We start from the raw sequence: 24,366 nt of genomic DNA on the forward strand, positions 1-24,366 counted from the left end.
TGCGCACTATGAGTGATAAACAGACACGGATGCTGGACTTCCTGTCCCAGACGTCGAGCTGGATCACGGCAGGTGAACTCGCCGACCGCCTGGGGGTGACCCCGCGGAGTGTGCGCAGCTACGTGACCGCAGTGAAAGCCTCCGCGCATCCGCTCACCGTGATCGAGTCGGGCACGGCCGGGTACCGCCTCAACCGCGACGAATTCGCCGCGTACACGGCCCAGCACCGGTCGAAGGTGCGCGAAGCGGACGCCGACACACCGCAGCAACGCCTGTCCAGCCTGGTGCGGCGCCTCACCGAAGCCGCGGACGGGCTCGACGTCTACGAGCTCGCCGCCGAGAACTTCGTCAGCGACTCCACTATCGAGGCCGACCTGGCCCGGGTGCGCCTGCTGCTGCCCGACAGCGGTCTGACCCTGGTGCGGCACGGCAGCGTCGTCACCCTCACCGGGTCGGAGACCGACCGGCGCAAGCTGCTCAGCCGCATGTTCCGCGAGGAGAGCGCCCGCGGCATGATCGACCTGGAGACCATCCAGCGCGAGTTCACCTCCGGCCAGGCCGGGGCGGACAGCCTGGGCGCGTTCAAGACCGATCTCATCGAACTGCTCGACGGCCAGGGTTATTTCGTCAACGAGTACGGCATCAACAACGTGCTGCTGCACGTGGCCATCGCCATCGACAGGGTCACCAAGCACCTCTCCCCCGCGCCAGCCGTGACCGAGCCGCCGTCGGAGCTGGCCACCTCCCTGTCCGGCCTGATCATGAAGCACTTCGACGTGTGCCTGGGCAGCGGCGACCTTGCCTACCTCGCGTTCCTGCTCACCACCCGGGTGATCACCCCCGGGCACGACCAGCCGGCGGAGACTCTGATCGAGAGCTATGTGCGGCCCGAGGAGCTCGCCGCGATGCGCGCGATCGTCGACCGGGCCAGCCAGGAGTACCTCGTCGACCTCGACGACGACGACTTCATCGTGCGGCTCACCCTGCATGTGCGAAACCTCATCAACCGTGCCCACGACAAGTCCTACTCGCGCAACCCGCTGACCCGGTCGATCAAGACCTCGTACCCGCTGATCTACGAGCTGGCCGTGTACATCGCCAGCGAGCTGCAGCGGGCGGAGGCGATCGTGATCAACGATGACGAGATCGCCTACATCGCCATGCACGTCGGCGCGCACCTCGAGCAGCAGGTGCGCCGGGTGGAGTTGGTCACCTGCGCGATCGTGTGCCCGAACTACTACGACATGCACGTGCTGCTGCGCGAGCGCATCGAACGGGTGCTCGGCGACGACCTCGAGGTCGTCGCGGTGATCACCCGGTCGGATGTGGCCTGGGATGAGCTCGACGCCGACCTCGTGCTCACCACCATCGACCCGCAGCTGCCGTCAGACGGCATCATCGTGATCCAGCCGTTCCTCACCCAGGGCGACGTCGACCGCATCCGCCAGCACGCCAGCCGGGTACGCCGGATGCGTCGCCGCGCGAGCCTGAAGGACGACCTGCTGCAGTTCTTCGACGAGTCGCTGTTCGCCCGCAACTTCTACGCCCCCGATGAGACGACCATGATCACCGCCCTGGGCGAGCGGATGATCACGCGCGGACTCATCGACCAGAGCTACGTCGACGGTGCCATCGAGCGGGAGCTGATGTCGTCCACGGCGTTCACCGACAACCTCGCCGTGCCGCACGCCATGTCGATGAGCGCCAAGCAGACGTCGATCGCGATCGTCATCAACGACACCCCGATGGAATGGGGCGACAACCGGGTCAACGTGGTCGCCCTGATCGCGTTCAGCGCCGCCGGCCGCAGCACCTTCCAGGCGGTCTTCGACCAGTTCGTCGAGGTCTTCGCCGACCGGGTCGAGGTGCAGCGCCTCATCAAGCGCTCGGTGGACTTCGCGTCGTTCATCGACGAGCTCGTCCACGTCATGGACACCTAACCAACTGTTCCCGAAGCGGACAACTGCGTCCGGCACACCGGCACCAATTGTCCGTTCTGGCAACGGTTGCGGGCGGATGACGCCCGCCCGGTGCAGCCGAGTGGCCCGCCGAGTGGCGGTGCGCCTCTCAGCACGCCAAGATGAGCCATGCGCCGCGTTCTGCTTCCCCTCCTGGTCGGCCTGGCCGTCCTCGCCCCCGTTCTTGTGGCAGGTCCGTCAACAGCGGTCGCAGCCGTGCCCGCCGGCAGCGCGGCCTCGCCGGTGACAACAGTGGCAGCCGCCGTCTCCCCGACCCGCAGCTCCTGGTCGACCAGCTTCACGGCGGCATGGAAGCCGTACGGCAACTGCGGGGTTCCGGTCGCCCAACTCGACACCCAGAGCTACGCGGCCCTCAACCTTGACAGCTCAGCCGGAGGCGTGGGCCAGTATGCCAATGGCAAGAACTGCGGCCGGATGATCACCGTCAAGGTCGGTGAGGTGTGTGTCGGAGGCCGTCACAACACGGGCCCTGTCGGCACGGGCTTCTGCATCGGCGGCAAGCTCGTGAAGGACAAGTACTACGGCGCCACCCAGACCTTCGTCATCGCCGACAGCTGCCCCGATAACAACAACTGGTGCCGCAATGACGCCTACCACCTCGACCTGGCCAAGCCGGCGCTCGCGAAGTTCGTCAAGAACGGCACCGTGATGACCGGGCTCAGCACGGCGTGGGCCAACCGCAAGGTGACCTGGAGCTTCGTGTCCGCCCCGAAGTACACGGGCGATATCAAGATCGGCTTCCGCCGGGACTCGCAGAAGTACTGGACATCCGTGCTGCTCACGCACCTGCAGAACGGAGTCGGCGGGGTGCAGTACTTCCAGGACGGACAGTGGAAATCGGCCAAGATCAGCGGCAAAGTGGGCCAGGCCTATGAACTCGGCGCGACCGTGCCCAATGGCACCAAATTCCGTATCCGTGTGACGGACGCTCTCGGCAAGCCGGTCAAGGGCGGAGCTTCATACAATTTCAGCTTCCCCACCAGCTGCAAGGCGAAGTGCACGGCCGCCTACACGCCGGTCTCCTACACGCACTAACCCGCGCCCGCGCCGGCAACAGTTCCCCGTCCGGACAATTGCGCCCGGTGTGCCGGGCACAATTGTCCGTTGCGGCAACAGTTGTGCGCCGAAAACGCGCCGGCAACAGGGCCGGGCTAGGAGGCGCGCAGGGTGGAGACCAGGCGGCGCACCAGCCAGGTGCGGCGGCGGGCATACGGCGCGGCCACCAGACCGAGCACATCCGGGTGCGCCGGCGTGCGCAGCACCGCCTTGTCGTGGCTGAACAGTTCCACGGTGTGTTCGCCGTGGTAGCTGCCCATGCCGCTGGGCCCGACGCCGCCGAACGGCAGTCCCGGAACCATCAGGTGCGACATGGGTGCTCCCAGCCCGACCCCGCCCGAAGAGGTCCGTGCCAGCAGCGCCCGCTCCGCCTGGCGGTTGCGGGTGAACGCGTACAGCGCCAGCGGCTTGTCCCGCGCGGTGATGAACGCGATCGCGTCCTCAAGTCCAGGCACTGTCACGATCGGCAGGATCGGCCCGAAGATCTCGTCGGTCATCACCGGCGACACCGGGTCGACATCGGCGAGCACCGTCGGGGCGATGTACAGCTCGCTCCGGTCGACCCCGCCGCCGGTCACCAGCCGACCCTGGTCGAGCATCCCGACCAGCCGGTCGAACTGCCGGGCGTTGACGATGCGCCCGTAGTCCGCGCTGGTCCGCGGGTCTGTGCCGTACAGCTCGGCGATGGCGTGCACCAGCAGCGGCTCCAGCCGGGCCGCGACCGCGGGCGTGGTGAGCACATAGTCCGGTGCCACGCAGGTCTGCCCGGCATTCACGAACCGGCCCCAGGCGATTCTCCGCGCCGCGCTCGGCAGGTCTGCGGTGTCGTCGACCCACACCGGTGACTTCCCGCCGAGTTCGAGAGTCACGGGGGTGAGGTGCAGGGCGGCGGCCTGCAGCACGATCCGGGCCACGACGCCGTTGCCGGTATAGAAGATGTGGTCCACGCGTTGCGCGAGCAGTTCGGTGGTCTCCGGAATGCCGCCTTCGACAACGGCCACGGCCTCGCGGTCAAGATACACGGGCACCAGCCTGGCGATCAGGGCCGAGGTCGCCTCGGCCAGCTCGCTGGGTTTGAGCACCACGGTGTTGCCGGCGGCGATGGCGCCGATCAGCGGGGCGAGCAACAGTTGCACGGGATAGTTCCACGGCGCGATGACGGTCACCACGCCGAGCGGTTCGCGCACGATCGTCGCCGTGGACGGCAGCACCACCAGCGGCACCGGCACCCGGCGCGGTTTCAGCCAGCGCCCGAGGTGCCGCAGGGTGTGGTCGATCTCACGCACCAGGATGCCGATCTCGGTGACGTCCGACTCGGTCGGGCTCTTCCGCAGGTCGGCGTGGAGGGCGTCCTGAAGCGCTCCCTGGTTCTCGGTCAGTAGCCGGCGCAACGCCCGCAGCTGGGCACGCCGCCAGGCGATCGGGCGGGTGCGGCCGGAGTCGTAGCCGGCGCGCATCCGCATCACGGCCGCCGTGGCGCCCGCCACGGGCACGGCCGGGGTCGACAGGGTGGGGGCGGCGGATGCGGAGGCAGAGGTCATTGCGCCAGCATATTACGAAACAGTTCGCTTTCGTTTCATAAAAGGGGTAATTTCGAACCATGACCTCCCCGCTCCTTCACGCGTCCGCCGCTCCGGATGCTCCTTCCCCGCTCGCCGCGCTCCTCGCCTTCGTTGACACTCTCGAGGCCCGCGTTCGGCAGGACGGCTCGGGCAGCGCGCTGCTGAGCCCCCGCGGCAGGTACAGCTTCTCCGAGACCGCGCAGCACGCGGCGCAGAGCATCGGCTATTCGATGACCGGCTACCCGCACCTTGCTCCGGTTTCATTGCGGGTCACTGTGGGCCGCGCCGTGAAGCATCTCTTCCTGCGGCGCGGCGCGATGCGGCACAATCTCTCGGCCCCGGTCTCCGGCGCGCCCGAGCTCGACCCAACCATGCCCGACCTCGCCGCGGTCGCTGTGCTCCGGGCCTCGGTGAACCGGCTCGTGGCCTTCGACGGCGCACTGCAGCCGCACCCCACCTACGGCCGCTGCACCAGGGAGCAGGTGGCCACCCTGCAGACCATGCACCTGCGTGAGCACCTGCCCGGCGCGGATGCCGCCCCCGCGACAGCCGCCCCCTCCCCCGCTGCCGGCGCCGACCGATGAGCATCACCGTTCCACGCGGGCGCCCCATGGAGGTGCGTGTCGACGACGCCGTGCTCACCGCCACCACGGCCCTCCTGGCCGAGCAGGGCTACGGCTCCCTCACCACCTCGGCCATCGCGCGCCGCGCCGGGGTGTCCACGGCGTCGCTGTACCGGCGTTGGTCGTCCAAGGAGGAGCTCGTCGCCTCCGCCGCCCGCACCATCGTGGCCGACTACCTCACCCCCGAAGACACCGGCTCCCTGCCCGGCGACCTCGGTCTGCTCATCGGCCAGAAGGTCACCGCACTCAGCGGCGACCTCGGCACTGTGCTCAAGACACTCGTGGGCCAGGCCGCTCACGATCCCGCCATCGCGGAGATCCTCGAGCGCGAGATCCTCGACACCACGACGGCGCACATAGCGGCGATCCTCGACCGGGCAGCCGCCCGCGGCGAGCTCGAGTCCGGCTACAACGCCCAGCAGGCGGCCGACCTCACCATCGCGTTGGTCACAACACCGCTGCTGCTCCGGGCCGACGGTCCGGCCGCGGTAGCCCGCCTCGTACCCGACCACATCGTGGCCCAGGTGCTCGCCGTCCTGCCCCGCTGACACCCCCGCTGGCTAGGGTCGGGTCATCGAGAGTTCGCTCTTGAGGTTGATCGACGATTTGGCCGGCACCGTCTTCGCCCAGCTGATGGCCAGGCCGTTGTCGATGTCTTCGCTGCACCTGCAGAGGTTTCCGAGGTCCGTCATGGCACCGACGGCCTGCCACACCTCTCCGTAGCCGGCCTCGAGCACGGTGGCCCCCTGGGTGAGCGCCTGCAGCCGGAGCGTAATGACCTCGCCAGTGGACACGGTACGAAGACAGCCGACGAGCTGGCCGGTGAGACGCATCTCGCCCGTGCCACGGTCGCTGTCACCCAGATAGCAATCGAAGCCGCGGGACACCCGCACGTCGACGTCGGCACTGTTGTCGTTGTACACCCGCACGTCAGTTCCGATCGAGCTGCCGGCCGCGGTCCACCGGTCCGTCTGCACGAGTCTGATGCCGGTGTCTGCTGCCGCCACCGTTGTCGTGACCACTGTCGGGGAGTCAGCATTGGGCGCTGTCTCCACCGTCTGGGACACGGGTGTCCAGCCCGTTGAACTCTCCCCGACACCGAGACCCGACGGACCGTAGAGCACGCCATCCACCGTCGCAAACGTGCCGCAGGCGGTCGAGGCAAAGAACTCGCCGTACACATCTTCCTCGGTGAACAGCGAGCACTGCAGTTCGTCGCTCACGCCGTAGGTGGCGATCTTCCGCAGCGCGGCCGCACCCGGCGAACCGTCTACCACCGGCGGCGTGGTCGGCGTGGTGCCCGGGTCGTCGGGGTCACCCGGCTCCGTCACCGGGTGAAGCGGTCCACCGGCGTCGGCGATCGCCCAGGAATTCTTGACGATGTCGTCCTTGGACCAGTCGCCCAGGTTGAATCCGAACACGGAACCGTTCACACCGGCGCCGGCCTTGTAGCTGCCGGTCAGCTCCCACCAGGGGTCGGCGTTCAGATCGGCCGAGATCTTCGGGCCCACGGCCGCGGTGATCTTCGGTCCCGCGATACCGTCCACCTTCATATCCAGGCGAACGCCGAGGAACAGTTCGGCCTGGCCGTCGGCGGTGAGGGTCGGCGGCTCGTACGTGAACGTAGTCGCCGGCGGAACGAAGCTCGTCGCGAGTCCGTTCTTGGAGATCGTCGCGGAGACACTGGTCGTCATCACGGTCTCGGCCGACGTGGACAGGGTGGCCTGGGTGTCTGCGGAACCCTCGACGGTGAACTGCAGGGTATTCACGATCACGAACGGGACCGGACCGATTGAGCCCACGATGTTCGGGAGCGGCAGTGGCCGGGCGAGGAGATCCGTCGTGGCCAGTTCGCACTCTGCGTGGCCGGTCACATAGGCGGCCACTCCACCCGTGAGGGTGGCGGTTCCGGTCACGCCGACGGTCGAGTCGAAGTAGTTCAGGTTGACGGACACCTTGGTCTTGATGGAGCCCTCCACCGTGGCGTCGATCCCCATCGACGCACCGCCGGAACAGCTGAAGGTCTTCGCGAACGGGTTCCGCTGTGCGCGCAGGGCCGCGCCATCCTGGCCGGTGAAGTTGTCGAGGGTCACCGGGGTCTCGAATTCGGTCTCAAATGAGCCCCGCTGCACGACATCGTCGAGCTGGGCGGCCTCGGTGACGTACGACGTCGTCGTGCCATCCGTACTCTGCACCGCGATGAGCTTGACGAGCAACCCGTTCGGGGTCTCCGGGGTAACTCCCATAGCGATGAAATCGCCGACGGCCTGATCGGTGTTGGTCAACTCCAGCGTGCCGCGATCCTCCGGCGCGATGGGGATGTCCCCCACCTCCACGACCTCTTCGGCCTGGGGGACCTCGAGGTTGAGCGCCGTTACGTCCTGATAGTCGGCGGTGAGAACCCCGGTGCCGCCCGGCGTCAGCGTGACCGCCGCGGAGACCTCCGGGGTGTACACCCCTGGATCCGATTTCTCCGCCGTGCGAGTCACGCTCGCTGCGGTGATCGAGTAGACACCCGCCGCGAGCTGGGTCAAGGTCTTCGAACCGTTGACCGTCACGGTCTTGGTGTAGCCCTTCGGACCCTTCACCACCACGTCAGCGGTCTGTCCGGCCGGGAGCGCGGTCGTCACGATCTTCAGCGTGGTCGACTGATATGTGACCGTCGCCGCCGCGGTCGTGCCGGTCACGACCTTCGCCAGCTGGGAGGGCTTGGTCGAGTACAGGGTTCCGGCGTCGGACGTGACCGCGGTGCTGGTCAGGCCATACGTTCCGGGCTTGAGATTGACGAGGAGGGTGGTCTTGGTGACGGTCTTCGAGTAGCCGGACGGGCCGGTCACGACGACGCGGCCGGGGCTCGTCGTTGAGGCGCCGACAACCGTGACCTTCAACGCGGTGAGGCCGTAGGTGACGGATGCCGCTGCGGTCTTGCCCTTGACGACGACGGTGGTCGCGGCGCTGCGCACGCCGGAGTAGGTGCCGGCGGCGGTTGTGATCGCGGCGCCGGAGACAGTGTAGGTCCCTGGCTTGAGGTTCATCAGGGACGTGGTCTTGCTGATGGTCTGGGAGTATCCGCTCGGACCGGTCACCTTCACCTTGGCGGTGCTTTTCTGGGGAACGGTCAGGAGCGAGACCTTCAGGCCGGTCCGCCCGTAGGCGATCTTCGTCGGGGTGGACGTGCCGGCCACCAGGGTCAGCTTGGCCGAGCCGGAGAGCACCGGGTAGTACGTTCCGTTCGCCGCCGTGATCGACGGCGCGGAGATCGTGTACGCGCCGGGCTTGAGCTTCGTCAGGGTGGCGTTCGCCTTGACGACCCGCTGGTAGGAGTTGGGGCCCTTGACGGTGACAGTGGCGGTCTTGCCCGCCGGCACGCCGGTGATCGTGACGGCGAGTGTAGCCGTGGTCACAGTCGCGGCAGCGGGCGCGGTGACGAGTTGGGCACGGGCGGGTGCTTCAGCAGCGACGATCGATGCGGCGCCGGTGGGTGCTGCCATGGCGCTGGTCTGCCCGGCAACCAGCATGCCGAACACGGCGAGTGTCGTCGCCGTGATGCTCAGCCAGGTTCGCCGCGGCTTCCGCGCAACGGGCACTGACGATCGAGAACCACGATTGCGACGTTTCGGCACGACTCTCCCCAGGGGACGCACGCCCACCGGTCAGGAAATGGGCGAACCGGTGAAACCGGTGAGAGTTCCCGTATAAGAACCTATGGGAGAAAGTAACCCTGGTCAGACGCCGGAAAGCCCCCAGTTCGGGGACGAGGCTCCCGGCGCCGACCGCAGCCGACTGGTGCCGGAGCGGACAATTGCACCCGGCGCACCGGGCGCAATTGTCCGCACTGGGAACAGTTGCAGGGTTGGCGAGGGTGCGCGTGGGCGCGAGAGGACGGGTCAGGCCAGGGGGACGGGGGTGATGCCGAACTGGGCCAGGCCAGCTGCGCCACCGTCTTCGGCGGTGAGCACCCAGATGCCGTCCTTGTGCACGGCAACGCTGTGTTCCCAGTGCGCGGCGGCCTTGCCGTCGCTGGTGGCAACCGTCCAGTCGTCGTCCCGGGTGTACGTTTCGATGTCACCGAGCACCACCATCGGCTCGATCGCCACCACCAGGCCGGGCTTCACGTCCGGGCCCTTCTGGCGCACCCGGTAGTTGAACACCGGCGGCGCCTCGTGCATCGACTTGCCGATGCCGTGCCCCACGTAGTCGGTGAGAATCCCGTACGTGCCCTGCGACTCGATGTAGTCTTCGATGGCCTCCCCCACCTCGTTGAGGTGCCGAGCTTCGGCCAGTCGGGCGATGCCGTGCCAGAGCGACTGCTCGGTCACTCGGGAGAGTTCCTCGCGCTCTGCGACGAGTTCGGGTCGCGAGGGATCCGGCAGCACGAAGGTGAACGCCGCGTCGCCGTTCCAGCCGTCCAGGATGGCGCCGCTGTCGATCGACACGATGTCGCCGGCGCCCAGCACCCGGCCGTTCGGGATGCCGTGCACCACGTCGTCGTTCACCGACGCGCACACGGTGTGGAAGTAGCCCTGCTCGAGCTTGAAGTTGGGCTGTCCGCCCAGGGCCACAATGGCCGCCTCAGCGGCCGCATCCAGCTCGAGGGTGGTGACGCCCACGCGCATCGCCTCCCGCGCCGCCACGAGCGACGCAGCGGTCGCCAGGCCGGGGGCCAGCATGAGGCGCATCTGCGCCGGGGACTTGTAGATGGAGCGGCGAAGGGCCACGGTGATACCTGCAAACTAAGTTGTCGTGCGGGGCCGGCGCCGGTAGGCGCTGGGTGAAAAACGAAAGGGCGCCGACCGAAGCCGACGCCCCCTCAGAGCAATTTAGACGGAGGCCGCGACCGCGTCGGTGGGCCCGACAGCGTGCAGGCCGCGCTCGGCCAGCGCCGCAACGATGCGGTCGGTGACCTGGTCGACGGCGCCGAGGCCGTCGACGGTCACCACGAGGCCGCGCTTGTCGTAGAGGTCGATCAGCGGAGCCGTCTGCTCCTCGTACACGTCCAGCCGGTGGCGGATGACCTCGGCGGTGTCGTCGGCGCGCCCCTGCTCTGCGGCGCGCTTGAGCAGCCGGGCGACGACCTCGTCGGTGTCGGCGACGATCTGCACCACGGCGTCGAGCGAGGTGCCCGCAGCGTCGAGCAGGCGGTCGAGTTCGTGCACCTGGTCGGTGGTACGCGGGTAGCCGTCGAGCAGGAAGCCGTTCAGGGCATCCGGCTCCTGGAGGCGGTCGGCGACGATGGCGTTCGTCAGCGAGTCCGGCACGTACTGGCCGGCCTCGATGAACGCCTTGACCTGCAGGCCGAGCTCGGTTTCGGTCTTCACGTTGTGACGGAAGATGTCACCGGTGGAGATGGCGGGAATGCCGAAGGCCTCGGCCAGGCGTACCGCCTGGGTGCCCTTGCCGGCGCCCGGAGGGCCGATCACGAGAAGCCGGGTCATCGCAGCAGCCCTTCATAGTGCCGCTGTTGCAGCTGGGAGTCGATCTGCTTGACCGTCTCCAGGCCGACACCGACGATGATCAGGATGCTGGCGCCACCGAACGGGAAGTTCTGGTCGGCACCGATGGCGGAGAACGCTATCAGCGGGATCAGGGCGATCAACCCCAGATACAGCGCGCCGGGCAGCGTCACGCGGGTGAGCACGTAGTCGAGGTACTCGGCGGTGGGCCGGCCAGCACGGATGCCGGGGATGAATCCGCCGTACTTCTTCATGTTGTCCGCGACCTCTTCGGGGTTGAAGGTGATCGCGACGTAGAAGTAGGTGAAGCCCACGATGAGCAGGAAGTAGAACGCCATGTAGAGCGGGTGGTCGCCCTTGGTCAGGTTGTTGGTGACCCAGGTGACCCAGGCCTGCGGCGTCTCGCCGGCCGCGGGTTGGTTGAATTGCGCGATCAACGCCGGCAGGTAGAGCAGCGACGACGCGAAGATGACGGGCACAACGCCGGCCATGTTCACCTTGATCGGGATGTAGGTGTTGTTGCCGCCGTAGGTACGGCGTCCCACCATGCGCTTGGCGTATTGCACGGGGATGCGGCGTTGCGACTGCTCGACGAACACGACAGCGGCCACGACGATCAAGCCGATCGCGAGAACGATGAGCAGAACGTCGATGCCGTTCTGCTGGCCGATCGCGAAGAGGGAGTTCGGGAAACGAGCGGCGATCGACGTGAAGATCAACAGCGACATTCCGTTGCCGATGCCGCGCTCGGTGATCATCTCACCCATCCACATGATGACGCCGGTGCCGGCGGTCATGGTGATGACCATCAGCATGATGGCGTACCAGGCGTCGTTGGTGAGCAGCTGCGAGCACTCGGACGATGCCGAGGTGCCGAACAGTGCGCCGCTGCGGGCCACCGTAATCAGCGTGGTCGACTGCAGGATGCCGAGGGCGATGGTGAGGTAACGGGTGTACTGAGTGAGCTTGGACTGGCCCGCCGCACCCTCCTTGTAGAGGGTCTCGAAGTGGGGAATCACCACGCGCAGCAGCTGCACGATGATGGAGGCCGTGATGTACGGCATGATCCCCAGTGCGAAGACTGAAAGCTGCAGCAGGGCGCCACCGCTGAACAGGTTCACGAGCTCGTAGAGGCCGCTCGTTCCCTGGTTCGCTGCAAGACAGGCTTGCACGTTGCCGAAGTCCACGAACGGGGCGGGGATGAACGAGCCCAGTCGGAACAGGGCGACGATGCCCAGGGTGAACCCGATCTTCTTACGAAGGTCCGGCGTGCGGAATATCCGCGCAATGGCGCTAAACAAAAAAGGCCTCCAGTTAGTAACAAAGAACGAGCTTGCCGAGACAGCGTCAGCGCTTTAGTCGCTGAGCAGGCTCGACAAGCTCGATCTCGTCTACGGGTCTTACTACTTGATCGAGCCACCTGCTGCGACGATCTTCTGCTCTGCTGAGCGGGAGACCTTATCGACTGCAACAGTCAGCTTAACCGCAATGTCACCATTGCCGAGAACCTTGACCTTCTCGTTGTCGCGAACGGCACCCTTGGCGACCAGTGAAGCGATGGTTACATCGCCGCCGGTCGGGTACAGCTCAGCGAGGCGCTCCAGGTTGACAACCTGGTACTCGACGCGGAACGGGTTCTTGAACCCGCGCAGCTTCGGGGTGCGCATGTGCAGCGGCATCTGCCCACCCTCGAAGCCGATACGCACGGTGTAGCGCGCCTTGGTGCCCTTGGTTCCACGACCCGCGGTCTTACCCTTGGATCCTTCACCACGGCCAACGCGCTGCTTGTCCTTCTTCGATCCGGGCGCGGGGCGAAGGTGGTGAACCTTCAGCACCTGCGGACGGGCCTCAGTGGGCTCAGTCGGCGCGGCGGCCTTCTTGGCGGCAGCAGTCTTGGCCGGAGCCTTGGCTGCAGCAGCCTTCGTGGTCGTCGCCTTGGGGGCGGCGGCCTTCTTAGCGGCGGGCTTGGTTGCGACCTTCTCGGTCGCTTCCTTCTCGTCAGCCATTAGTCAATCTCCTCGACCTTCACAAGGTGAGCAACGGTGTTGACGTAGCCACGGTTCTGCGAGTTGTCCTCGCGGATGGTGACGGCGCCAATGCGACGCAGGCCCAGGCTGCGAAGTGTGTCGCGCTGGTTCTGCTTCTCACTAATTTTGGACTTGATCTGCGTAATCTTCAGCTGAGCCATTAGGCACCTGCCTTCGCGCTTGCGGCGGCTGCTGCTGCAGCCGCGTCGGCACGCAGAAAACGGGCCGGAGCCACGTCTTCGTAGGAGAGGCCACGGCGAGCCGCGACTGCACGGGGCTCTTCGAGCTGGTGCAGGGCCTCCACCGTGGCGTGCACGATGTTGATGGTGTTCGACGAACCGAGCGACTTGCTCAGGACGTCGTGGATGCCGGCGCATTCGAGTACGGCGCGCACCGGGCCACCGGCGATAACGCCGGTACCTGCTGCGGCCGGACGGAGAAGAACGACTCCGGCAGCTGCTTCACCCTGAACGGGGTGCGGGATGGTGAGGCCGACGCGGGGAACGCGGAAGAAGTTCTTCTTCGCTTCCTCGACGCCCTTGCTGATTGCGGTCGGGACCTCGCGGGCCTTACCGTAACCAACGCCTACCAGGCCGTTACCGTCTCCGACGACGACCAGAGCGGTGAAGCTGAAGCGACGACCACCCTTGACCACCTTGGAAACACGGTTGATCGTGACGACGCGCTCGAGGAACTGGCTCTTCTCGGCGTCACGGCTTCCGCGCTCACGGTTCGGGCTGCGCTCGCGGCCACCACGACGAGCCTCGCGGGGCTCGTTCTGCGGCGGCGTGGTCGAAGCTGCGGTTTCCACCGGAACTTCAGTGACGACGTCAGCTTCCTTCGCTGCTGCGGTGCTACTGGATTCAGTGCTCACAGGTCCAACCCTCCCTTTCGGGCTCCTTCGGCGATGGCTGCGACGCGTCCTGCGTACTTGCTGCCACCACGGTCAAATACGACGGCTTCAATACCGGCGGCTTTGGCGCGCTCGGCGACAAGCTCGCCGACCTTGTGCGCCTTGGCGGTCTTGTCACCATCGAAGGTGCGCAGACCGGTTTCGAGAGTCGACGCCGACGCGAGGGTGAAACCCTTGCTGTCGTCAACGACCTGCACGAAGACGTGGCGAGCCGAACGGGTGACGACGAGACGCGGACGAAGCGCGGTCCCCTCGATCTTCTTGCGAAGACGTGCGTGCCTGCGTCCGCGGGCAGCCGACTTGCTTTTTCCTCTAGTTCCGAGACCCATGGTTACTTACCACTCTTTCCGGCCTTGCGGCGAACAATCTCGCCGGCGTAACGCACACCCTTGCCCTTGTAGGGCTCTGGCTTGCGAATCTTACGGATGTTTGCGGCAACCTCGCCGACAGCCTGCTTGTCGATACCGCTGACCGTGAGCTTGTTAACGCCCTCGACGGTCAGGGAGATACCAACGGGCGGCTCGATGAGGACCGGGTGCGAGAAGCCGAGGGCGAACTCAACTGAGGTGCCCTTCTGCGCGACGCGGTAACCGGTACCGACGATCTCGAGTCCCTTGGTGTAACCCACGGTGACGCCGATGATCTGGTTGGCGATCAGGGTGCGGGTCAGTCCGTGCAGCGAACGCGAAGCGCGCTCGTCGTCGGGACGGGTGACCAGAACCTGGCCATCGGTGACCTGAACCTCGATGGGGTTGGCGACGGTGAGCGCGAGCTCGCCCTTCGGACCCTTGACGCTGACGGCCTGGCCGTCAGCTACGACCGTGACACCCGCGGGGATCTCGATCGGAAGTCTTCCAATACGTGACATTGTCGGCTACCACACGTAGGCGAGAACTTCTCCGCCTACGCCCTTCTTCTCAGCCTGGCGGTCGGTGAGCAGACCGCTGGAGGTGGACAGGATGGCAACGCCGAGGCCGCCGAGAACCGTGGGGATCTCAGTCGACTTTGCGTACACGCGCAGGCCGGGCTTGGAAACCCGCTTGATGCCGACGATGGAACGCTCGCGGTTGGGGCCGAACTTGAGGTTCAGCGTGAGGGTCTTTCCGACCTCTGCATCCTTGACATCCCAGGCAGAGATGTAACCCTGAGCCTTGAGGATGTCTGCGATGTGCGCCTTGAGCTTGCTGTGCGGCATCGACACTGTGTCGTGGTACGCCGAGTTAGCGTTGCGCAGTCTGGTCAGCATATCTGCGACCGGATCTGTCATTGTCATTTTGTGGTGCCTTTCTCGCCTGGTTTCGTTCACCCGTTACACGGATGACGACCTGTGGTGGTGGAGGGGGCCGAACGGTTGTTCGGCCCCCGAAGGTAAATCTACTTGGTGTTCTCGGCCGTCTTGAACGGGAAGCCCAGCGCCTTGAGCAGCGCGCGGCCCTCGTCGTTGTTCTTGGCAGTCGTCACAACAGTGATGTCCATACCGCGAATACGGTCGATCCGGTCCTGGTCGATCTCGTGGAACATGACCTGCTCCGTGAGACCGAAGGTGTAGTTGCCTGAACCGTCGAACTGCTGGTCCGAGAGGCCGCGGAAGTCGCGGATACGGGGCAGTGCGAGGCTGAGCAGCCGGTCGAGGAACTCCCACATGCGGTCACCGCGGAGGGTGACGTGCGTGCCAATGGGCTGTCCTTCACGCAGTTTGAACTGCGCGATGGACTTGCGTGCCTTGGTGACCTGCGGCTTCTGGCCGGTGATCTTGGTGAGGTCGGCGACGGCGCCATCCATGATCTTGCCGTCGCGTGCTGCCTCGCCGACACCCATGTTGACGATGATCTTCGTCAGGTTGGGTACCTGGTGGACGTTGGTGAAGCCGAGGTCCGTGGCGAGCTGCTTGGAGATCTCGTCGCGGTACTTCTGCTTCAGACGCGGCAGGACGACGGGCTTTGCGTCGGTTGCGATGTCAGTCATTAGAGGTCCTTACCTGACTTCTTGGCGTAACGAACGCGGACCGTCTTGGAGACGCCGTCCTTCGTTACCTCTTCGAGGCGGAAGCCGACCTTGGTCGGCTTCTTGGTCTCCGGGTCGACGAGCGCGACGTTGGAAGCGTGAATCGATGCTTCCACGGTCTCGATGCCGCCGGTCTTGGAGCCGCGCTGGGTCTGGCCGACACGAACGTGCTTCTTGACGAAGTTGATGCCTTCGACGAGAACACGGTTCTTCTCAACCTGTACCTCGAGCACACGACCCTGCTTGCCACGGTCTCCGCCGCGAGCCTGGGTGCGGCCGGTGATGACCTCTACGAGGTCACCCTTCTTGATTCTGGCCATGATTTAGATAACCTCCGGTGCCAACGAAATGATCTTCATGAACTTCTTGTCGCGGAGTTCGCGACCGACCGGTCCGAAGATACGGGTACCACGGGGGTCTCCGTCAGCCTTCAAGATCACTGCGGCGTTCTCATCGAACTTGATGTACGAGCCGTCTGGACGACGGGTCTGCTTTTTGACGCGAACGATGACGGCTTTGACGACGTCACCCTTCTTGACGTTGCCGCCCGGGATGGCGTCCTTGACGGTGGCGACGATGACGTCGCCCAGGCCGGCGTAACGACGGCCGGAGCCACCGAGAACACGGATCGTCAACAGGACCTTGGCACCGGTGTTGTCGGCAACTTTGAGTCGTGATTCTTGCTGAAGCACTTTCTAACTCCTTCTATCAAGTAAGCGCGAGCGCTTACTTGGCCTTCTCGAGAACCTCGACCAGGCGGAAGCGCTTGGTGGCGCTCAGCGGTCGAGTTTCACTGATCAGGACCAGGTCGCCGACGCCGGCGGTGTTCTCCGCGTCATGAACCTTCAGCTTGGACGTACGGCGGATGACCTTGCCGTACAGGGGGTGCTTCACGCGGTCTTCGACCTCGACAACGATGGTCTTATCCATCTTGTCGCTGGTCACGTAACCACGCAGCGTCTTGCGGTAGCCGCGCACGAGAGCCTCGGCGGGGACGACCGTTTCGTCAGTCTTCGCCATGATTAGGCCTCCTTCGTCTCGACGGCGTCAGCCTCGGGAGCATCCGTGGATGCGTCCTTGGCCTTGGCCTTCTTGGTCGTCTTCTTCTCAGCCTTGGCCGGAGCCTCGACTGCGACGGGAGTGGCACGAATGCCCAGCTCGCGCTCACGGAGAACCGTGTAGATGCGTGCAATGTCCCGCTTGACCGCGCGGAGGCGGCCGTGGCTTTCGAGCTGGCCGGTGGCCGACTGGAAGCGCAGGTTGAACAGCTCTTCCTTGGCCTTCTTCAGCTCGTCGAACAGTCGTTCGTTTTCAAAAGTGTCGAGCTCGACTGAGGCGAGCTCCTTGGATCCGATCGCCATTATGCGTCGCCCTCCTCGCGCTTGATGATGCGTGCCTTGAGGGGCAGCTTGTGAATTGCGCGGGTGAGCGCTTCGCGAGCAACGGTGTCAGAGACACCGGAAAGCTCGAAGAGCACGCGGCCCGGCTTGACGTTCGCGACCCACCACTCGACCGAGCCCTTACCGGAACCCATGCGGGTTTCGGCAGGCTTCTTGGTCAGCGGACGGTCCGGGTAGATGTTGATCCAGACCTTGCCGCCACGCTTGATGTGACGCGTCATGGCGATACGAGCGGACTCGATCTGACGGTTGGTCACGTACGCGGGGGTGAGGGCCTGAATGCCATACTCGCCGAACGAAACAGTGGTACCACCGGTTGCGTGGCCTGTGCGGCCGGGGTGGTGCTGCTTGCGGTGCTTAACTCTGCGGGGAATCAACATTATTTAGCCTCAACTCCTGCTGCAACCGGAGCCGCGCCCTCTGCGCGAGGCGCACGGCGGGGACGGTCGTCACGACGCTCGGGGCGGGACGACTTAGCGTTGGCCTGCTCGCGAGCGAGTTCCTTATTGGTGATGTCGCCCTTGTAGATCCAGACCTTCACGCCGATGCGGCCGAAGGTGGTCTTGGCTTCGTAGAAGCCGTAGTCGATGTTCGCGCGCAGGGTGTGCAGCGGCACACGGCCTTCGCGGTAGAACTCCGAGCGGCTCATCTCAGCGCCACCGAGACGACCGGACACCTGGATGCGAACACCCTTGGCGCCGGCGCGCTGGGCGCCCTGCAGGCCCTTACGCATCGCGCGGCGGAAAGCCACACGAGCGGAGAGCTGCTCTGCGATGCCCTGCGCGACAAGCTGTGCATCCTGCTCGGGGTTCTTGACCTCGAGGATGTTCAGCTGGATCTGCTTGGCGGTGAGCTTTTCAAGGTCGGACCGGATGCGCTCTGCTTCCGCGCCGCGACGACCGATCACGATGCCCGGACGGGCGGTGTGAATGTCGACACGGACACGATCGCGGGTGCGCTCGATCTCGATGCGGGACACGCCGGCGCGGTCGAGGCTGGTGCTCAACAGGCGGCGGATCTTGACGTCTTCAGCGACGAAGTCGCTGTAACGCTGGCCCGGCTTCGTGCTGTCAGAGAACCAACGCGACACGTGGTCGGTCGTGATTCCCAGACGGAAGCCATACGGGTTTACTTTCTGACCCATTACTTCGTACCCTCCTCAGGAGTGGCGAGCACAACAGTGATGTGGCTCGTACGCTTCTTGATCTGGAATGCGCGACCCTGTGCACGGGCCTGGAAACGCTTGAGCGTCGTTCCCTCGTCGACGAATGCCTGGGAGATGAACAGATCCTGTTCGTCCAGGAACGTGTTCGAGGCATCGGCCTTGACACGTGCGTTGGCGATGGCCGAGGCCACCAGCTTGTACACGGGCTCGGACGCGCCCTGGGGCGCGAACTTCAGAATTGCCAGCGCTTCATGCGCCTGCTTGCCGCGGATCAGGTTGACAACGCGACGGGCCTTCTGGGCGGTAACGCGGATGTGACGCACGCGTGCGATCGACTCCACCATTTCTCCTCCTTCACGTCACCGCGTTAGCGGCGACGACCCTTCTTGTCATCCTTCACGTGACCACGGAAGGTGCGGGTGGGAGCAAACTCGCCGAGTTTGTGCCCAACCATGCTCTCGGTGACGAACACCGGGATGTGCTTGCGACCGTCGTGGACCGCGATGGTGTGCCCGAGCATGTCGGGGATGATCATCGAACGGCGCGACCAGGTCTTGATTACGTTCTTGCTTGAGGCTTCGTTTGCCTTGACTACCTTGCGAAGCAGGTGGTCATCAACGAACGGGCCCTTCTTGAGACTGCGAGGCATCGTCTACTCCTACTTACGCTTCTTGCCGACGGTACGGCGACGAACAATGAGCTTGTCGCTTTCCTTGTTCGGGTGCCGGGTGCGGCCTTCCTTCTGGCCCCAGGGGCTGACGGGGTGACGTCCACCGGACGTCTTACCCTCACCACCACCGTGCGGGTGGTCGACCGGGTTCATGGCAACACCACGAACGGTCGGGCGAACGCCTTTCCAGCGCATACGGCCGGCCTTGCCCCAGTTGATGTTCGACTGCTCGGCGTTGCCGACCTCGCCGATCGTGGCGCGGCAGCGGGCGTCGACGTTACGGATTTCTCCGGACGGCAGGCGCAGCTGGGCGTAGATGCCATCCTTGGCGACCAGGCGAACCGACACTCCGGCGGAGCGGGCCAGCTTGGCGCCACCACCCGGACGGATCTCGATGGCGTGAATGATGGTACCGGTGGGGATGTTCTTCAGCGGCAGGTTGTTGCCGGGCTTGATGTCAGCACCGGCACCCGACTCGACGATGTCGCCCTGGTTCAGCTTGTTCGGCGCAATGATGTAGCGCTTGGAGCCGTCCAGGAAGTGGAGCAGCGCGATGCGCGCCGTGCGGTTGGGGTCGTACTCGATGTGAGCGACCTTGGCGTTGACACCGTCTTTGTCGTTACGACGGAAGTCGATCACGCGGTACTGGCGCTTGTGGCCACCACCGATGTGACGCGTCGTGATGCGACCCTGGTTGTTACGACCACCGGTCTTGGACAACGGACGAAGCAGCGACTTCTCGGGCGTCGAACGGGTGATCTCTGCGAAGTCCGCAACAGAAGAACCGCGACGACCGGGGGTCGTGGGCTTGTACTTACGAATAGCCATTTCTTATTCCTCTAGTCCGTGCCGCTTAGCCGACGGCCGTGAAGATGTCGATGGAACCGGACTTGAGCGTGACAATGGCACGCTTGGTGTCCTTGCGCTTGCCAAGACCGAATTTCGTACGGCGAGTCTTGCCGATGCGGTTCATGGTGTTGATCGAAGCGACCTCAACCTTGAAGATCTTCTCGATCGCCAGCTTGATTTCGGTCTTGTTCGAACGCGGGTCCACGATGAAGGTGTACTTGCCTTCGTCGATCAGGCCGTAGCTCTTCTCAGAGACGACCGGAGCGATGATGACGTCGCGGGGGTCCTTTTGAGTGGGGGTAGCCATTATGCGGACACCTCTTCCTTCTTGGTCTTGTGCGCCACGAACGCGTCAAACGCGCCCTTGGTGAAGACGATGTCGTCAGAGACGAGAACGTCATAGGCATTCAGCTGGTCCCAGGACAGCACGTGCACCGTCGGGAGGTTGCGGATGCTGCGGAGGGTCAGCTCGTCGGTGCGCTCGAGAACGACCAGCACGTGCTTGCTGCTGGCGATCTGGGTGAGCAGCGTGATGGCGCCCTTGGTGCTGGGCGTCTCGGCCGAGAACAGCGCGGTCACCACGTGCAGACGGTCGCCACGGGCGCGGTCAGAGAGTGAACCCTTGAGCGCGGCGGCAATCATCTTCTTCGGGGTGCGCTGGTCGTAGCTGCGCGGGGTCGGTCCGTGGACGATGCCACCACCGGTCATCTGAGGGGCGCGGATCGAGCCCTGACGAGCGCGACCGGTTCCCTTCTGCTTGAACGGCTTGCGGCCGGCACCGGAAACTTCTCCGCGGCTCTTTACCTTGTGCGTTCCCTGGCGTGCGGCAGCGAGCTGCGCGACAACGACCTGGTGAATCAGCGGGATGTTGGTCTGTACGTCGAAGATTTCGGCGGGCAGCTCTACGGAGCCGGCCTTCTTGCCGTTGGCGTCGATGAGGTCGAGTGCGGTAGCCATAAGAACTACGCTCCCTTCACTGCGGTGCGGACGAATACGAGGCGGCCCTTGGCGCCGGGAACGGCACCCTTAACCAGGATGAGGCCCTTTTCGGCGTCAATCGCGTGAACCTTGAGGTTCAGCACGGTCACGCGCTCGCCACCCATACGACCGGCCATGCGCATGCCCTTGAAGACACGGCTGGGGGTCGAGGAGGCACCGATGGAACCGGGCTTGCGGTGGTTGCGGTGTGAACCGTGCGAAGCGGAAACACCCTTGAAGTTGTGACGCTTCATAACACCGGCGAAGCCCTTGCCCTTGGAGGTGCCCATGACGTCGACCTTGGTGCCGGCAACGAACACACCGTCAACGGTGAGTTCCTGGCCCAGGGTGTAGTCAGCGGCATCCGCGGTGCGGAGCTCGGTGACGTGACGGCGCGGCGTGACGCCGGCCTTCTCGAAGTGTCCTGCGGACGGCTTGTTCACCTTGCGGGGGTCGATGGCGCCAGAGGCAATCTGAACGCCGGCGTAACCGTCGATGTCCTTCGTGCGGATCTGGGTCACGACGTTCGGCGAGATCTCGATGACGGTGACGGGTACGAGCTTGTTGTTCTCGTCCCATACCTGCGTCATGCCGAGCTTCTTGCCGAGGAGGCCCTTGGTGGTCTTGGTATCTGCGTACGACATCGCGGGCCCTAGAGCTTGATCTCGATGTTGACGTCTGCCGGGAGATCGAGACGCATAAGCGAGTCGACGGCCTTCGGCGTCGGGTCAATGATGTCGATCAGACGCTTGTGGGTGCGCATTTCAAAGTGCTCCCGGCTGTCCTTGTACTTGTGAGGGGAACGGATGACACACACCACGTTCTTCTCGGTCGGAAGCGGCACGGGGCCGACGACGGTCGCGCCCGCACGGGTCACGGTGTCGACGATCTTGCGCGCCGAGATGTCGATGACCTCGTGGTCATACGACTTAAGTCGAATGCGGATCTTCTGTCCCGCCATGTCGAACTCTCTTTCTTGTCAAGGCTTCTTACATCCCGAGGGCTGCATTGGACGCCGTAGTAGCACTGCTGCTATCGCACCACTGTTCATCTGTCAATTTCGATCCGGCCGGGGACCCGACCTTCTCGAGCCAACTCCCCCAGACGGGGCCTGGCGGATGACATGGTTTTACCCAGTCAGCCAAGGAGTTGATTTAAGCTTTGTTCTGCTACCCGCGGCCTAACTCTGACCCTCAAGGGGCGAGCTATGCACTGCCTGGCAGTGATTCCGGTCTCGCGTGCAGCGCGATCCGAAAGTGTTGAACTAGAAGAGTCTGCCACAGGAAAGGGTCATTGTGCAACCCGGGCGTGTCGCGTTGGGCGTGTCGCCGAGATCCGCGTCATTCCGCGGGACTCGGGCCACTCGAAGCGGGCGATTCCCGAGCCCGGGACGCATCCGACGGGACTGACTTCACGACTCCCGCCTCTGGCATTCCCACGAGGCCTATTTGGCCACCGTGAGCCTCGCGCCCGACGACGTCGCGGCCACGATATTCGCGCTGCCGCTGTACCGCACGGTGATGGTCTTGGCCCCCACGGTGGTGAACGCGGGCAGGGTGAGCGACACCTTGCCGGCGGATGCCGCGGCCAGGGTGTAGGTCTTCAGGAGCTTGCCGTTCGCGTAGGCGGAGAGCGTGCCGGTGGGCTTGGCCACCCCGGGAGCCGTGATGGTGACCTTGACCACCGCGCTCTTCGTGGTCTTCACCGACGGCGCCACCAGAGAGATCGTCGCCTTCGCGGTTGCCTTGGCCACCGTCACCGCCACGGCGGCCGATGCGGAGGCCTTCACGGTGGTCGTGCCGGGTACGAAACGTGCCGTGACCGAGCGCGCTCCGCCACCCAGCGTGGACGGCAGCGTGTACGCCGCCGTCCCCGTCGCGCCGAGCCTCACCGACCCCAGCACGGTCCCGCCGGTAGAGAATTCCACACTGCCTGCAGGGTAAACGCCGGCGATCTTGGCCACCGCGGCCGTCGCCGTGATGCGAGTCGCCGAACCGTAGACCTGGCTCGTGCGGTTGACCCCGAGGGTGGTGTGGCTGGCGACCGGGCCGGGCAGCACCGTCAGGTCCTGTTCATCCGAGCGCGATGGGGCCGACGCTGTGGTGGAAGGAACGAACTGCGCGGCCAGAATATGCGTGCCGGCGGTGAGAGTGCTCGGCAGCCTGTAGAGGGCCACTCCGCCCGAGTCGGGCGACACTGTGGCCAGAGTGTGGGTGCCGTCGAGGAACACGACTTTGCCGGTTGGCACCCTGCCGTTCGCCGACGCGATGGTGGCCCGCACCTGCGCGGTGTCTGTCGAGCCTGCCGTCTGTGTCCAGCCGGTCCAGCCGGTGCCGTCGAAGGTGGTCGACGTGGCCACCGGGGCCGCTGCCATCTTGCCGAACGTCACCGCCACCACCGCGCCCGACGTGGCGTTGAGCGACTTCACGGTGAGGGTGAACCCATCGTTCAGGCTGGAGAATGTCTCGCCGGCATCCAGGTGGGTGTCGCGCGACTTCCGGTCTGTTGACCCGGGTGTGACACCCGTCGCCAGGACGGTCGTGCGCGGGTACCAGTTGAACGGTAGTTCGCGGAGCACGCGAACCCCGCCGGTCACTCGGCTGGTGTCGGAGGAGAGCCGGTAGTAGCCGCCGGCCAACGGCCCGACGCGCTGCGTGGGCCAGGTGAATTCCGCCGATGTCGCATCCGCCCCGGCATTCGTGCGGAACTCCACTACATACGCCTCCTGCGTGAGGGGGTCGACCACCCGCAGGGCGCGGACGCCGCTGGCGCCGCTGCTGTCCAGTGGCAGGATGGTCGTCGTCCTGGTGCCGGCGCCCGAGGTGATCTCGCTGAAGTCGGTGAGGAAGCCCGCCGAGATGCGCTTCAGGCTCGAGAGGTGCGGCGTCGCGTTCTCCCGGGTGTATCCCATGATGTCGAGCGTGTCTGCGTAATCTTCGACGGGGCAGACACCGTTCACGAACGAGTCCACCGCGCCATCGGCAGTGCCGGAGTTCCGACACATCGACGCCGTCGCGTGGCTGAAGCCGAGGTTGTGGCCGAACTCATGCAGCACGGTGGGGAGAGCCAGGGATCCTGTCGCCCCGTCGAAGCTCACCATTTGGCCACCATCGCCGCCGAGGCTGCCCAGCCCGCTGCTCCCGGTCGAGCACCCGTCACGGGCGAGAACGAGAAGGTGATCGTTCGAGCCCACCCAGGCGTACTGGGCGAACTGCCCGCCGAAGGCCGCCTGTGCGGCGCGGGAATAGATGTCGTTGAGGCCGCAGTACCCCGAGAGGTTTCGCTTCTCGTAGCCGCCGAACACCACCGAAACCCGTCCGCCCGATTCCTGGGCCCAGAAAGCGTTCATCTTGGCGATCAGGGCGCGAATGTTGGTTTCACTGTCGAGTCCGGTGACGACATTGTCCGTCGTCGCCGGCGTCGCGTTCACGACGCTCACCCACACTGTGTGCACGACAGTAGCGACACGTGCGTTCGGCCCGCCGCCGACCGGGCCGTCGGGGATGGTCACTCCCGGGACCAGCACCACATCGTCGAGGGGGTCGGTCGGCCCATCGCCCGGCGCGGCCGGCGCGACCGCAGCCACGCTCGCCGGTGACGACGCGCTCGCCGGCACGGGAAGCCCGGCGAACGTGACAGCCGACACTAACGCGAACAGAACCGTCGTACGACGCTGTGAAACGAACA

30 protein-coding genes are annotated in these 24,366 nt (G+C 65.3%); 4 read left to right on the forward strand and 26 right to left on the reverse strand.

The annotated features are described in order from the left end of the window. Window positions 1–8: 8 nt before the first annotated feature. Both BJQ94_RS15465 and BJQ94_RS15470 read left to right on the forward strand, forming a co-directional pair. On the forward strand, window positions 9–1,940 hold the full coding sequence (locus BJQ94_RS15465) for a BglG family transcription antiterminator (protein ID WP_265400140.1): 1,932 nt from the start codon (window positions 9–11) through the stop codon (window positions 1,938–1,940). Window positions 1,941–2,087: 147 nt separating this feature from the next. Further along, window positions 2,088–3,014 carry a hypothetical protein gene (locus BJQ94_RS15470; RefSeq protein ID WP_265400139.1) on the forward strand — a complete coding sequence of 309 codons (927 nt, stop codon included), beginning with the start codon at window positions 2,088–2,090 and terminating at the stop codon, window positions 3,012–3,014. A gap of 116 nt (window positions 3,015–3,130) precedes the next feature. Here BJQ94_RS15470 and BJQ94_RS15475 read toward each other — a convergent pair whose 3' ends face one another. Beyond that, a complete protein-coding gene (locus BJQ94_RS15475) occupies window positions 3,131–4,576 on the reverse strand; it encodes an aldehyde dehydrogenase family protein (RefSeq protein ID WP_265400138.1) in 1,446 nt (481 codons plus the stop codon). A gap of 59 nt (window positions 4,577–4,635) precedes the next feature. Between BJQ94_RS15475 and BJQ94_RS15480 the strand changes: the two genes are divergently transcribed. Both BJQ94_RS15480 and BJQ94_RS15485 read left to right on the forward strand, forming a co-directional pair. Beyond that, window positions 4,636–5,181, forward strand: coding sequence for a DUF1569 domain-containing protein (locus BJQ94_RS15480; RefSeq protein WP_265400137.1), 546 nt, complete (start codon window positions 4,636–4,638; stop codon window positions 5,179–5,181). Continuing rightward, complete coding sequence (locus BJQ94_RS15485; protein ID WP_265400136.1) at window positions 5,178–5,768, forward strand: TetR/AcrR family transcriptional regulator; 591 nt, start codon at window positions 5,178–5,180, stop codon at window positions 5,766–5,768. The genes BJQ94_RS15480 and BJQ94_RS15485 overlap by 4 nt, the downstream gene beginning before the upstream one ends. Before the next feature lie 12 nt (window positions 5,769–5,780). On the opposite strand, the gene BJQ94_RS15490 is transcribed toward BJQ94_RS15485, so the two are convergent. The 25 genes from BJQ94_RS15490 to BJQ94_RS15610 all read right to left on the reverse strand — a co-directional run bounded on the left by BJQ94_RS15490 (window position 5,781) and on the right by BJQ94_RS15610 (window position 24,325). Continuing rightward, window positions 5,781–8,807 (reverse strand): hypothetical protein, encoded by a 3,027-nt coding sequence (locus BJQ94_RS15490; RefSeq protein ID WP_275875510.1) that lies wholly within the window; start codon window positions 8,805–8,807, stop codon window positions 5,781–5,783. A gap of 300 nt (window positions 8,808–9,107) precedes the next feature. Continuing rightward, the gene (map, locus tag BJQ94_RS15495; RefSeq protein ID WP_265400134.1) at window positions 9,108–9,938 is read right to left on the reverse strand and encodes a type I methionyl aminopeptidase; all 831 of its coding nucleotides are present in this window, start codon (window positions 9,936–9,938) and stop codon (window positions 9,108–9,110) included. Between the two features lie 102 nt (window positions 9,939–10,040). Then, a complete protein-coding gene (locus BJQ94_RS15500) occupies window positions 10,041–10,655 on the reverse strand; it encodes an adenylate kinase (protein WP_265400133.1) in 615 nt (204 codons plus the stop codon). After that, the gene (secY, locus tag BJQ94_RS15505) at window positions 10,652–11,974 is read right to left on the reverse strand and encodes a preprotein translocase subunit SecY (protein WP_265400132.1); all 1,323 of its coding nucleotides are present in this window, start codon (window positions 11,972–11,974) and stop codon (window positions 10,652–10,654) included. The genes BJQ94_RS15500 and secY overlap by 4 nt, the downstream gene beginning before the upstream one ends. 102 nt (window positions 11,975–12,076) lie before the next feature. Next, window positions 12,077–12,679: a 50S ribosomal protein L15 gene (gene rplO, locus BJQ94_RS15510; RefSeq protein WP_104165734.1), complete on the reverse strand. Its 603-nt coding sequence runs from the start codon at window positions 12,677–12,679 to the stop codon at window positions 12,077–12,079. After that, window positions 12,679–12,861 (reverse strand): 50S ribosomal protein L30, encoded by a 183-nt coding sequence (gene rpmD / locus BJQ94_RS15515; protein ID WP_066597599.1) that lies wholly within the window; start codon window positions 12,859–12,861, stop codon window positions 12,679–12,681. The genes rplO and rpmD overlap by 1 nt, the downstream gene beginning before the upstream one ends. Next, window positions 12,861–13,511, reverse strand: a complete 651-nt coding sequence (rpsE, locus tag BJQ94_RS15520) for a 30S ribosomal protein S5 (protein WP_066597601.1) — start codon at window positions 13,509–13,511, stop codon at window positions 12,861–12,863. Before rpsE ends, rpmD begins: the two co-directional genes overlap by 1 nt. A gap of 59 nt (window positions 13,512–13,570) precedes the next feature. Next, a complete protein-coding gene (gene rplR, locus BJQ94_RS15525; protein ID WP_088457171.1) occupies window positions 13,571–13,942 on the reverse strand; it encodes a 50S ribosomal protein L18 in 372 nt (123 codons plus the stop codon). 2 nt (window positions 13,943–13,944) lie between these two features. Further along, window positions 13,945–14,481: a 50S ribosomal protein L6 gene (rplF, locus tag BJQ94_RS15530; protein WP_265400131.1), complete on the reverse strand. Its 537-nt coding sequence runs from the start codon at window positions 14,479–14,481 to the stop codon at window positions 13,945–13,947. 6 nt (window positions 14,482–14,487) lie between these two features. Continuing rightward, window positions 14,488–14,886 carry a 30S ribosomal protein S8 gene (rpsH, locus tag BJQ94_RS15535; RefSeq protein WP_066597609.1) on the reverse strand — a complete coding sequence of 133 codons (399 nt, stop codon included), beginning with the start codon at window positions 14,884–14,886 and terminating at the stop codon, window positions 14,488–14,490. Window positions 14,887–14,987: 101 nt separating this feature from the next. Beyond that, on the reverse strand, window positions 14,988–15,578 hold the full coding sequence (gene rplE / locus BJQ94_RS15540; protein ID WP_265400130.1) for a 50S ribosomal protein L5: 591 nt from the start codon (window positions 15,576–15,578) through the stop codon (window positions 14,988–14,990). Beyond that, window positions 15,578–15,937 (reverse strand): 50S ribosomal protein L24, encoded by a 360-nt coding sequence (gene rplX, locus BJQ94_RS15545; protein WP_134640283.1) that lies wholly within the window; start codon window positions 15,935–15,937, stop codon window positions 15,578–15,580. The genes rplE and rplX overlap by 1 nt, the downstream gene beginning before the upstream one ends. Before the next feature lie 3 nt (window positions 15,938–15,940). After that, the gene (gene rplN, locus BJQ94_RS15550; RefSeq protein WP_066597616.1) at window positions 15,941–16,309 is read right to left on the reverse strand and encodes a 50S ribosomal protein L14; all 369 of its coding nucleotides are present in this window, start codon (window positions 16,307–16,309) and stop codon (window positions 15,941–15,943) included. Window positions 16,310–16,343: 34 nt separating this feature from the next. After that, a complete protein-coding gene (gene rpsQ / locus BJQ94_RS15555; RefSeq protein WP_110128307.1) occupies window positions 16,344–16,637 on the reverse strand; it encodes a 30S ribosomal protein S17 in 294 nt (97 codons plus the stop codon). A gap of 2 nt (window positions 16,638–16,639) precedes the next feature. Further along, window positions 16,640–16,978, reverse strand: a complete 339-nt coding sequence (rpmC, locus tag BJQ94_RS15560) for a 50S ribosomal protein L29 (RefSeq protein ID WP_066597620.1) — start codon at window positions 16,976–16,978, stop codon at window positions 16,640–16,642. Next, a complete protein-coding gene (rplP, locus tag BJQ94_RS15565; protein ID WP_066597622.1) occupies window positions 16,978–17,397 on the reverse strand; it encodes a 50S ribosomal protein L16 in 420 nt (139 codons plus the stop codon). The genes rpmC and rplP overlap by 1 nt, the downstream gene beginning before the upstream one ends. Further along, the gene (gene rpsC / locus BJQ94_RS15570) at window positions 17,397–18,161 is read right to left on the reverse strand and encodes a 30S ribosomal protein S3 (protein WP_066597624.1); all 765 of its coding nucleotides are present in this window, start codon (window positions 18,159–18,161) and stop codon (window positions 17,397–17,399) included. Before rpsC ends, rplP begins: the two co-directional genes overlap by 1 nt. Beyond that, on the reverse strand, window positions 18,161–18,526 hold the full coding sequence (rplV, locus tag BJQ94_RS15575; protein ID WP_265400129.1) for a 50S ribosomal protein L22: 366 nt from the start codon (window positions 18,524–18,526) through the stop codon (window positions 18,161–18,163). The genes rpsC and rplV overlap by 1 nt, the downstream gene beginning before the upstream one ends. Before the next feature lie 23 nt (window positions 18,527–18,549). Beyond that, window positions 18,550–18,831, reverse strand: coding sequence for a 30S ribosomal protein S19 (rpsS, locus tag BJQ94_RS15580; RefSeq protein WP_066597628.1), 282 nt, complete (start codon window positions 18,829–18,831; stop codon window positions 18,550–18,552). A gap of 9 nt (window positions 18,832–18,840) precedes the next feature. Then, window positions 18,841–19,680 carry a 50S ribosomal protein L2 gene (rplB, locus tag BJQ94_RS15585; protein ID WP_110128309.1) on the reverse strand — a complete coding sequence of 280 codons (840 nt, stop codon included), beginning with the start codon at window positions 19,678–19,680 and terminating at the stop codon, window positions 18,841–18,843. Between the two features lie 25 nt (window positions 19,681–19,705). Further along, entirely contained in the window at window positions 19,706–20,008 is a 303-nt protein-coding gene (rplW, locus tag BJQ94_RS15590) for a 50S ribosomal protein L23 (protein WP_066597633.1), read from the reverse strand. Next, window positions 20,008–20,658, reverse strand: a complete 651-nt coding sequence (rplD, locus tag BJQ94_RS15595) for a 50S ribosomal protein L4 (RefSeq protein ID WP_134455233.1) — start codon at window positions 20,656–20,658, stop codon at window positions 20,008–20,010. The genes rplW and rplD overlap by 1 nt, the downstream gene beginning before the upstream one ends. Before the next feature lie 5 nt (window positions 20,659–20,663). Beyond that, window positions 20,664–21,323 (reverse strand): 50S ribosomal protein L3, encoded by a 660-nt coding sequence (gene rplC / locus BJQ94_RS15600; RefSeq protein ID WP_265400128.1) that lies wholly within the window; start codon window positions 21,321–21,323, stop codon window positions 20,664–20,666. 8 nt (window positions 21,324–21,331) lie between these two features. After that, complete coding sequence (rpsJ, locus tag BJQ94_RS15605; protein ID WP_035834607.1) at window positions 21,332–21,640, reverse strand: 30S ribosomal protein S10; 309 nt, start codon at window positions 21,638–21,640, stop codon at window positions 21,332–21,334. Window positions 21,641–22,123: 483 nt separating this feature from the next. After that, the gene (locus BJQ94_RS15610; protein ID WP_265400127.1) at window positions 22,124–24,325 is read right to left on the reverse strand and encodes an Ig-like domain repeat protein; all 2,202 of its coding nucleotides are present in this window, start codon (window positions 24,323–24,325) and stop codon (window positions 22,124–22,126) included. Window positions 24,326–24,366: the final 41 nt, after the last annotated feature.

The organism is Cryobacterium sp. SO2 (assembly GCF_026151165.2).
In the GTDB taxonomy this organism is placed as follows: domain Bacteria; phylum Actinomycetota; class Actinomycetes; order Actinomycetales; family Microbacteriaceae; genus Cryobacterium.

What these genes read in the sequence shown, in the direction of transcription:
- BJQ94_RS15465 (WP_265400140.1), top strand. Translation starts at nt 9, where the DNA reads ATGAGTGATAAACAGACACGGATGCTGGACTTCCTGTCCCAGACGTCG.
- BJQ94_RS15470 (WP_265400139.1), top strand. Translation starts at nt 2,088, where the DNA reads ATGCGCCGCGTTCTGCTTCCCCTCCTGGTCGGCCTGGCCGTCCTCGCC.
- BJQ94_RS15475 (WP_265400138.1), bottom strand. Translation starts at nt 4,576, where the DNA reads ATGACCTCTGCCTCCGCATCCGCCGCCCCCACCCTGTCGACCCCGGCC.
- BJQ94_RS15480 (WP_265400137.1), top strand. Translation starts at nt 4,636, where the DNA reads ATGACCTCCCCGCTCCTTCACGCGTCCGCCGCTCCGGATGCTCCTTCC.
- BJQ94_RS15485 (WP_265400136.1), top strand. Translation starts at nt 5,178, where the DNA reads ATGAGCATCACCGTTCCACGCGGGCGCCCCATGGAGGTGCGTGTCGAC.
- BJQ94_RS15500 (WP_265400133.1), bottom strand. Translation starts at nt 10,655, where the DNA reads ATGACCCGGCTTCTCGTGATCGGCCCTCCGGGCGCCGGCAAGGGCACC.
- rplO (WP_104165734.1), bottom strand. Translation starts at nt 12,679, where the DNA reads ATGGCTGACGAGAAGGAAGCGACCGAGAAGGTCGCAACCAAGCCCGCC.
- rpmD (WP_066597599.1), bottom strand. Translation starts at nt 12,861, where the DNA reads ATGGCTCAGCTGAAGATTACGCAGATCAAGTCCAAAATTAGTGAGAAG.
- rplR (WP_088457171.1), bottom strand. Translation starts at nt 13,942, where the DNA reads ATGGGTCTCGGAACTAGAGGAAAAAGCAAGTCGGCTGCCCGCGGACGC.
- rplF (WP_265400131.1), bottom strand. Translation starts at nt 14,481, where the DNA reads ATGTCACGTATTGGAAGACTTCCGATCGAGATCCCCGCGGGTGTCACG.
- rpsH (WP_066597609.1), bottom strand. Translation starts at nt 14,886, where the DNA reads ATGACAATGACAGATCCGGTCGCAGATATGCTGACCAGACTGCGCAAC.
- rplE (WP_265400130.1), bottom strand. Translation starts at nt 15,578, where the DNA reads ATGACTGACATCGCAACCGACGCAAAGCCCGTCGTCCTGCCGCGTCTG.
- rplX (WP_134640283.1), bottom strand. Translation starts at nt 15,937, where the DNA reads ATGGCCAGAATCAAGAAGGGTGACCTCGTAGAGGTCATCACCGGCCGC.
- rpsQ (WP_110128307.1), bottom strand. Translation starts at nt 16,637, where the DNA reads ATGGCGAAGACTGACGAAACGGTCGTCCCCGCCGAGGCTCTCGTGCGC.
- rpmC (WP_066597620.1), bottom strand. Translation starts at nt 16,978, where the DNA reads ATGGCGATCGGATCCAAGGAGCTCGCCTCAGTCGAGCTCGACACTTTT.
- rplP (WP_066597622.1), bottom strand. Translation starts at nt 17,397, where the DNA reads ATGTTGATTCCCCGCAGAGTTAAGCACCGCAAGCAGCACCACCCCGGC.
- rpsC (WP_066597624.1), bottom strand. Translation starts at nt 18,161, where the DNA reads ATGGGTCAGAAAGTAAACCCGTATGGCTTCCGTCTGGGAATCACGACC.
- rplV (WP_265400129.1), bottom strand. Translation starts at nt 18,526, where the DNA reads ATGGTGGAGTCGATCGCACGCGTGCGTCACATCCGCGTTACCGCCCAG.
- rpsS (WP_066597628.1), bottom strand. Translation starts at nt 18,831, where the DNA reads ATGCCTCGCAGTCTCAAGAAGGGCCCGTTCGTTGATGACCACCTGCTT.
- rplB (WP_110128309.1), bottom strand. Translation starts at nt 19,680, where the DNA reads ATGGCTATTCGTAAGTACAAGCCCACGACCCCCGGTCGTCGCGGTTCT.
- rplW (WP_066597633.1), bottom strand. Translation starts at nt 20,008, where the DNA reads ATGGCTACCCCCACTCAAAAGGACCCCCGCGACGTCATCATCGCTCCG.
- rplD (WP_134455233.1), bottom strand. Translation starts at nt 20,658, where the DNA reads ATGGCTACCGCACTCGACCTCATCGACGCCAACGGCAAGAAGGCCGGC.
- rplC (WP_265400128.1), bottom strand. Translation starts at nt 21,323, where the DNA reads ATGTCGTACGCAGATACCAAGACCACCAAGGGCCTCCTCGGCAAGAAG.
- rpsJ (WP_035834607.1), bottom strand. Translation starts at nt 21,640, where the DNA reads ATGGCGGGACAGAAGATCCGCATTCGACTTAAGTCGTATGACCACGAG.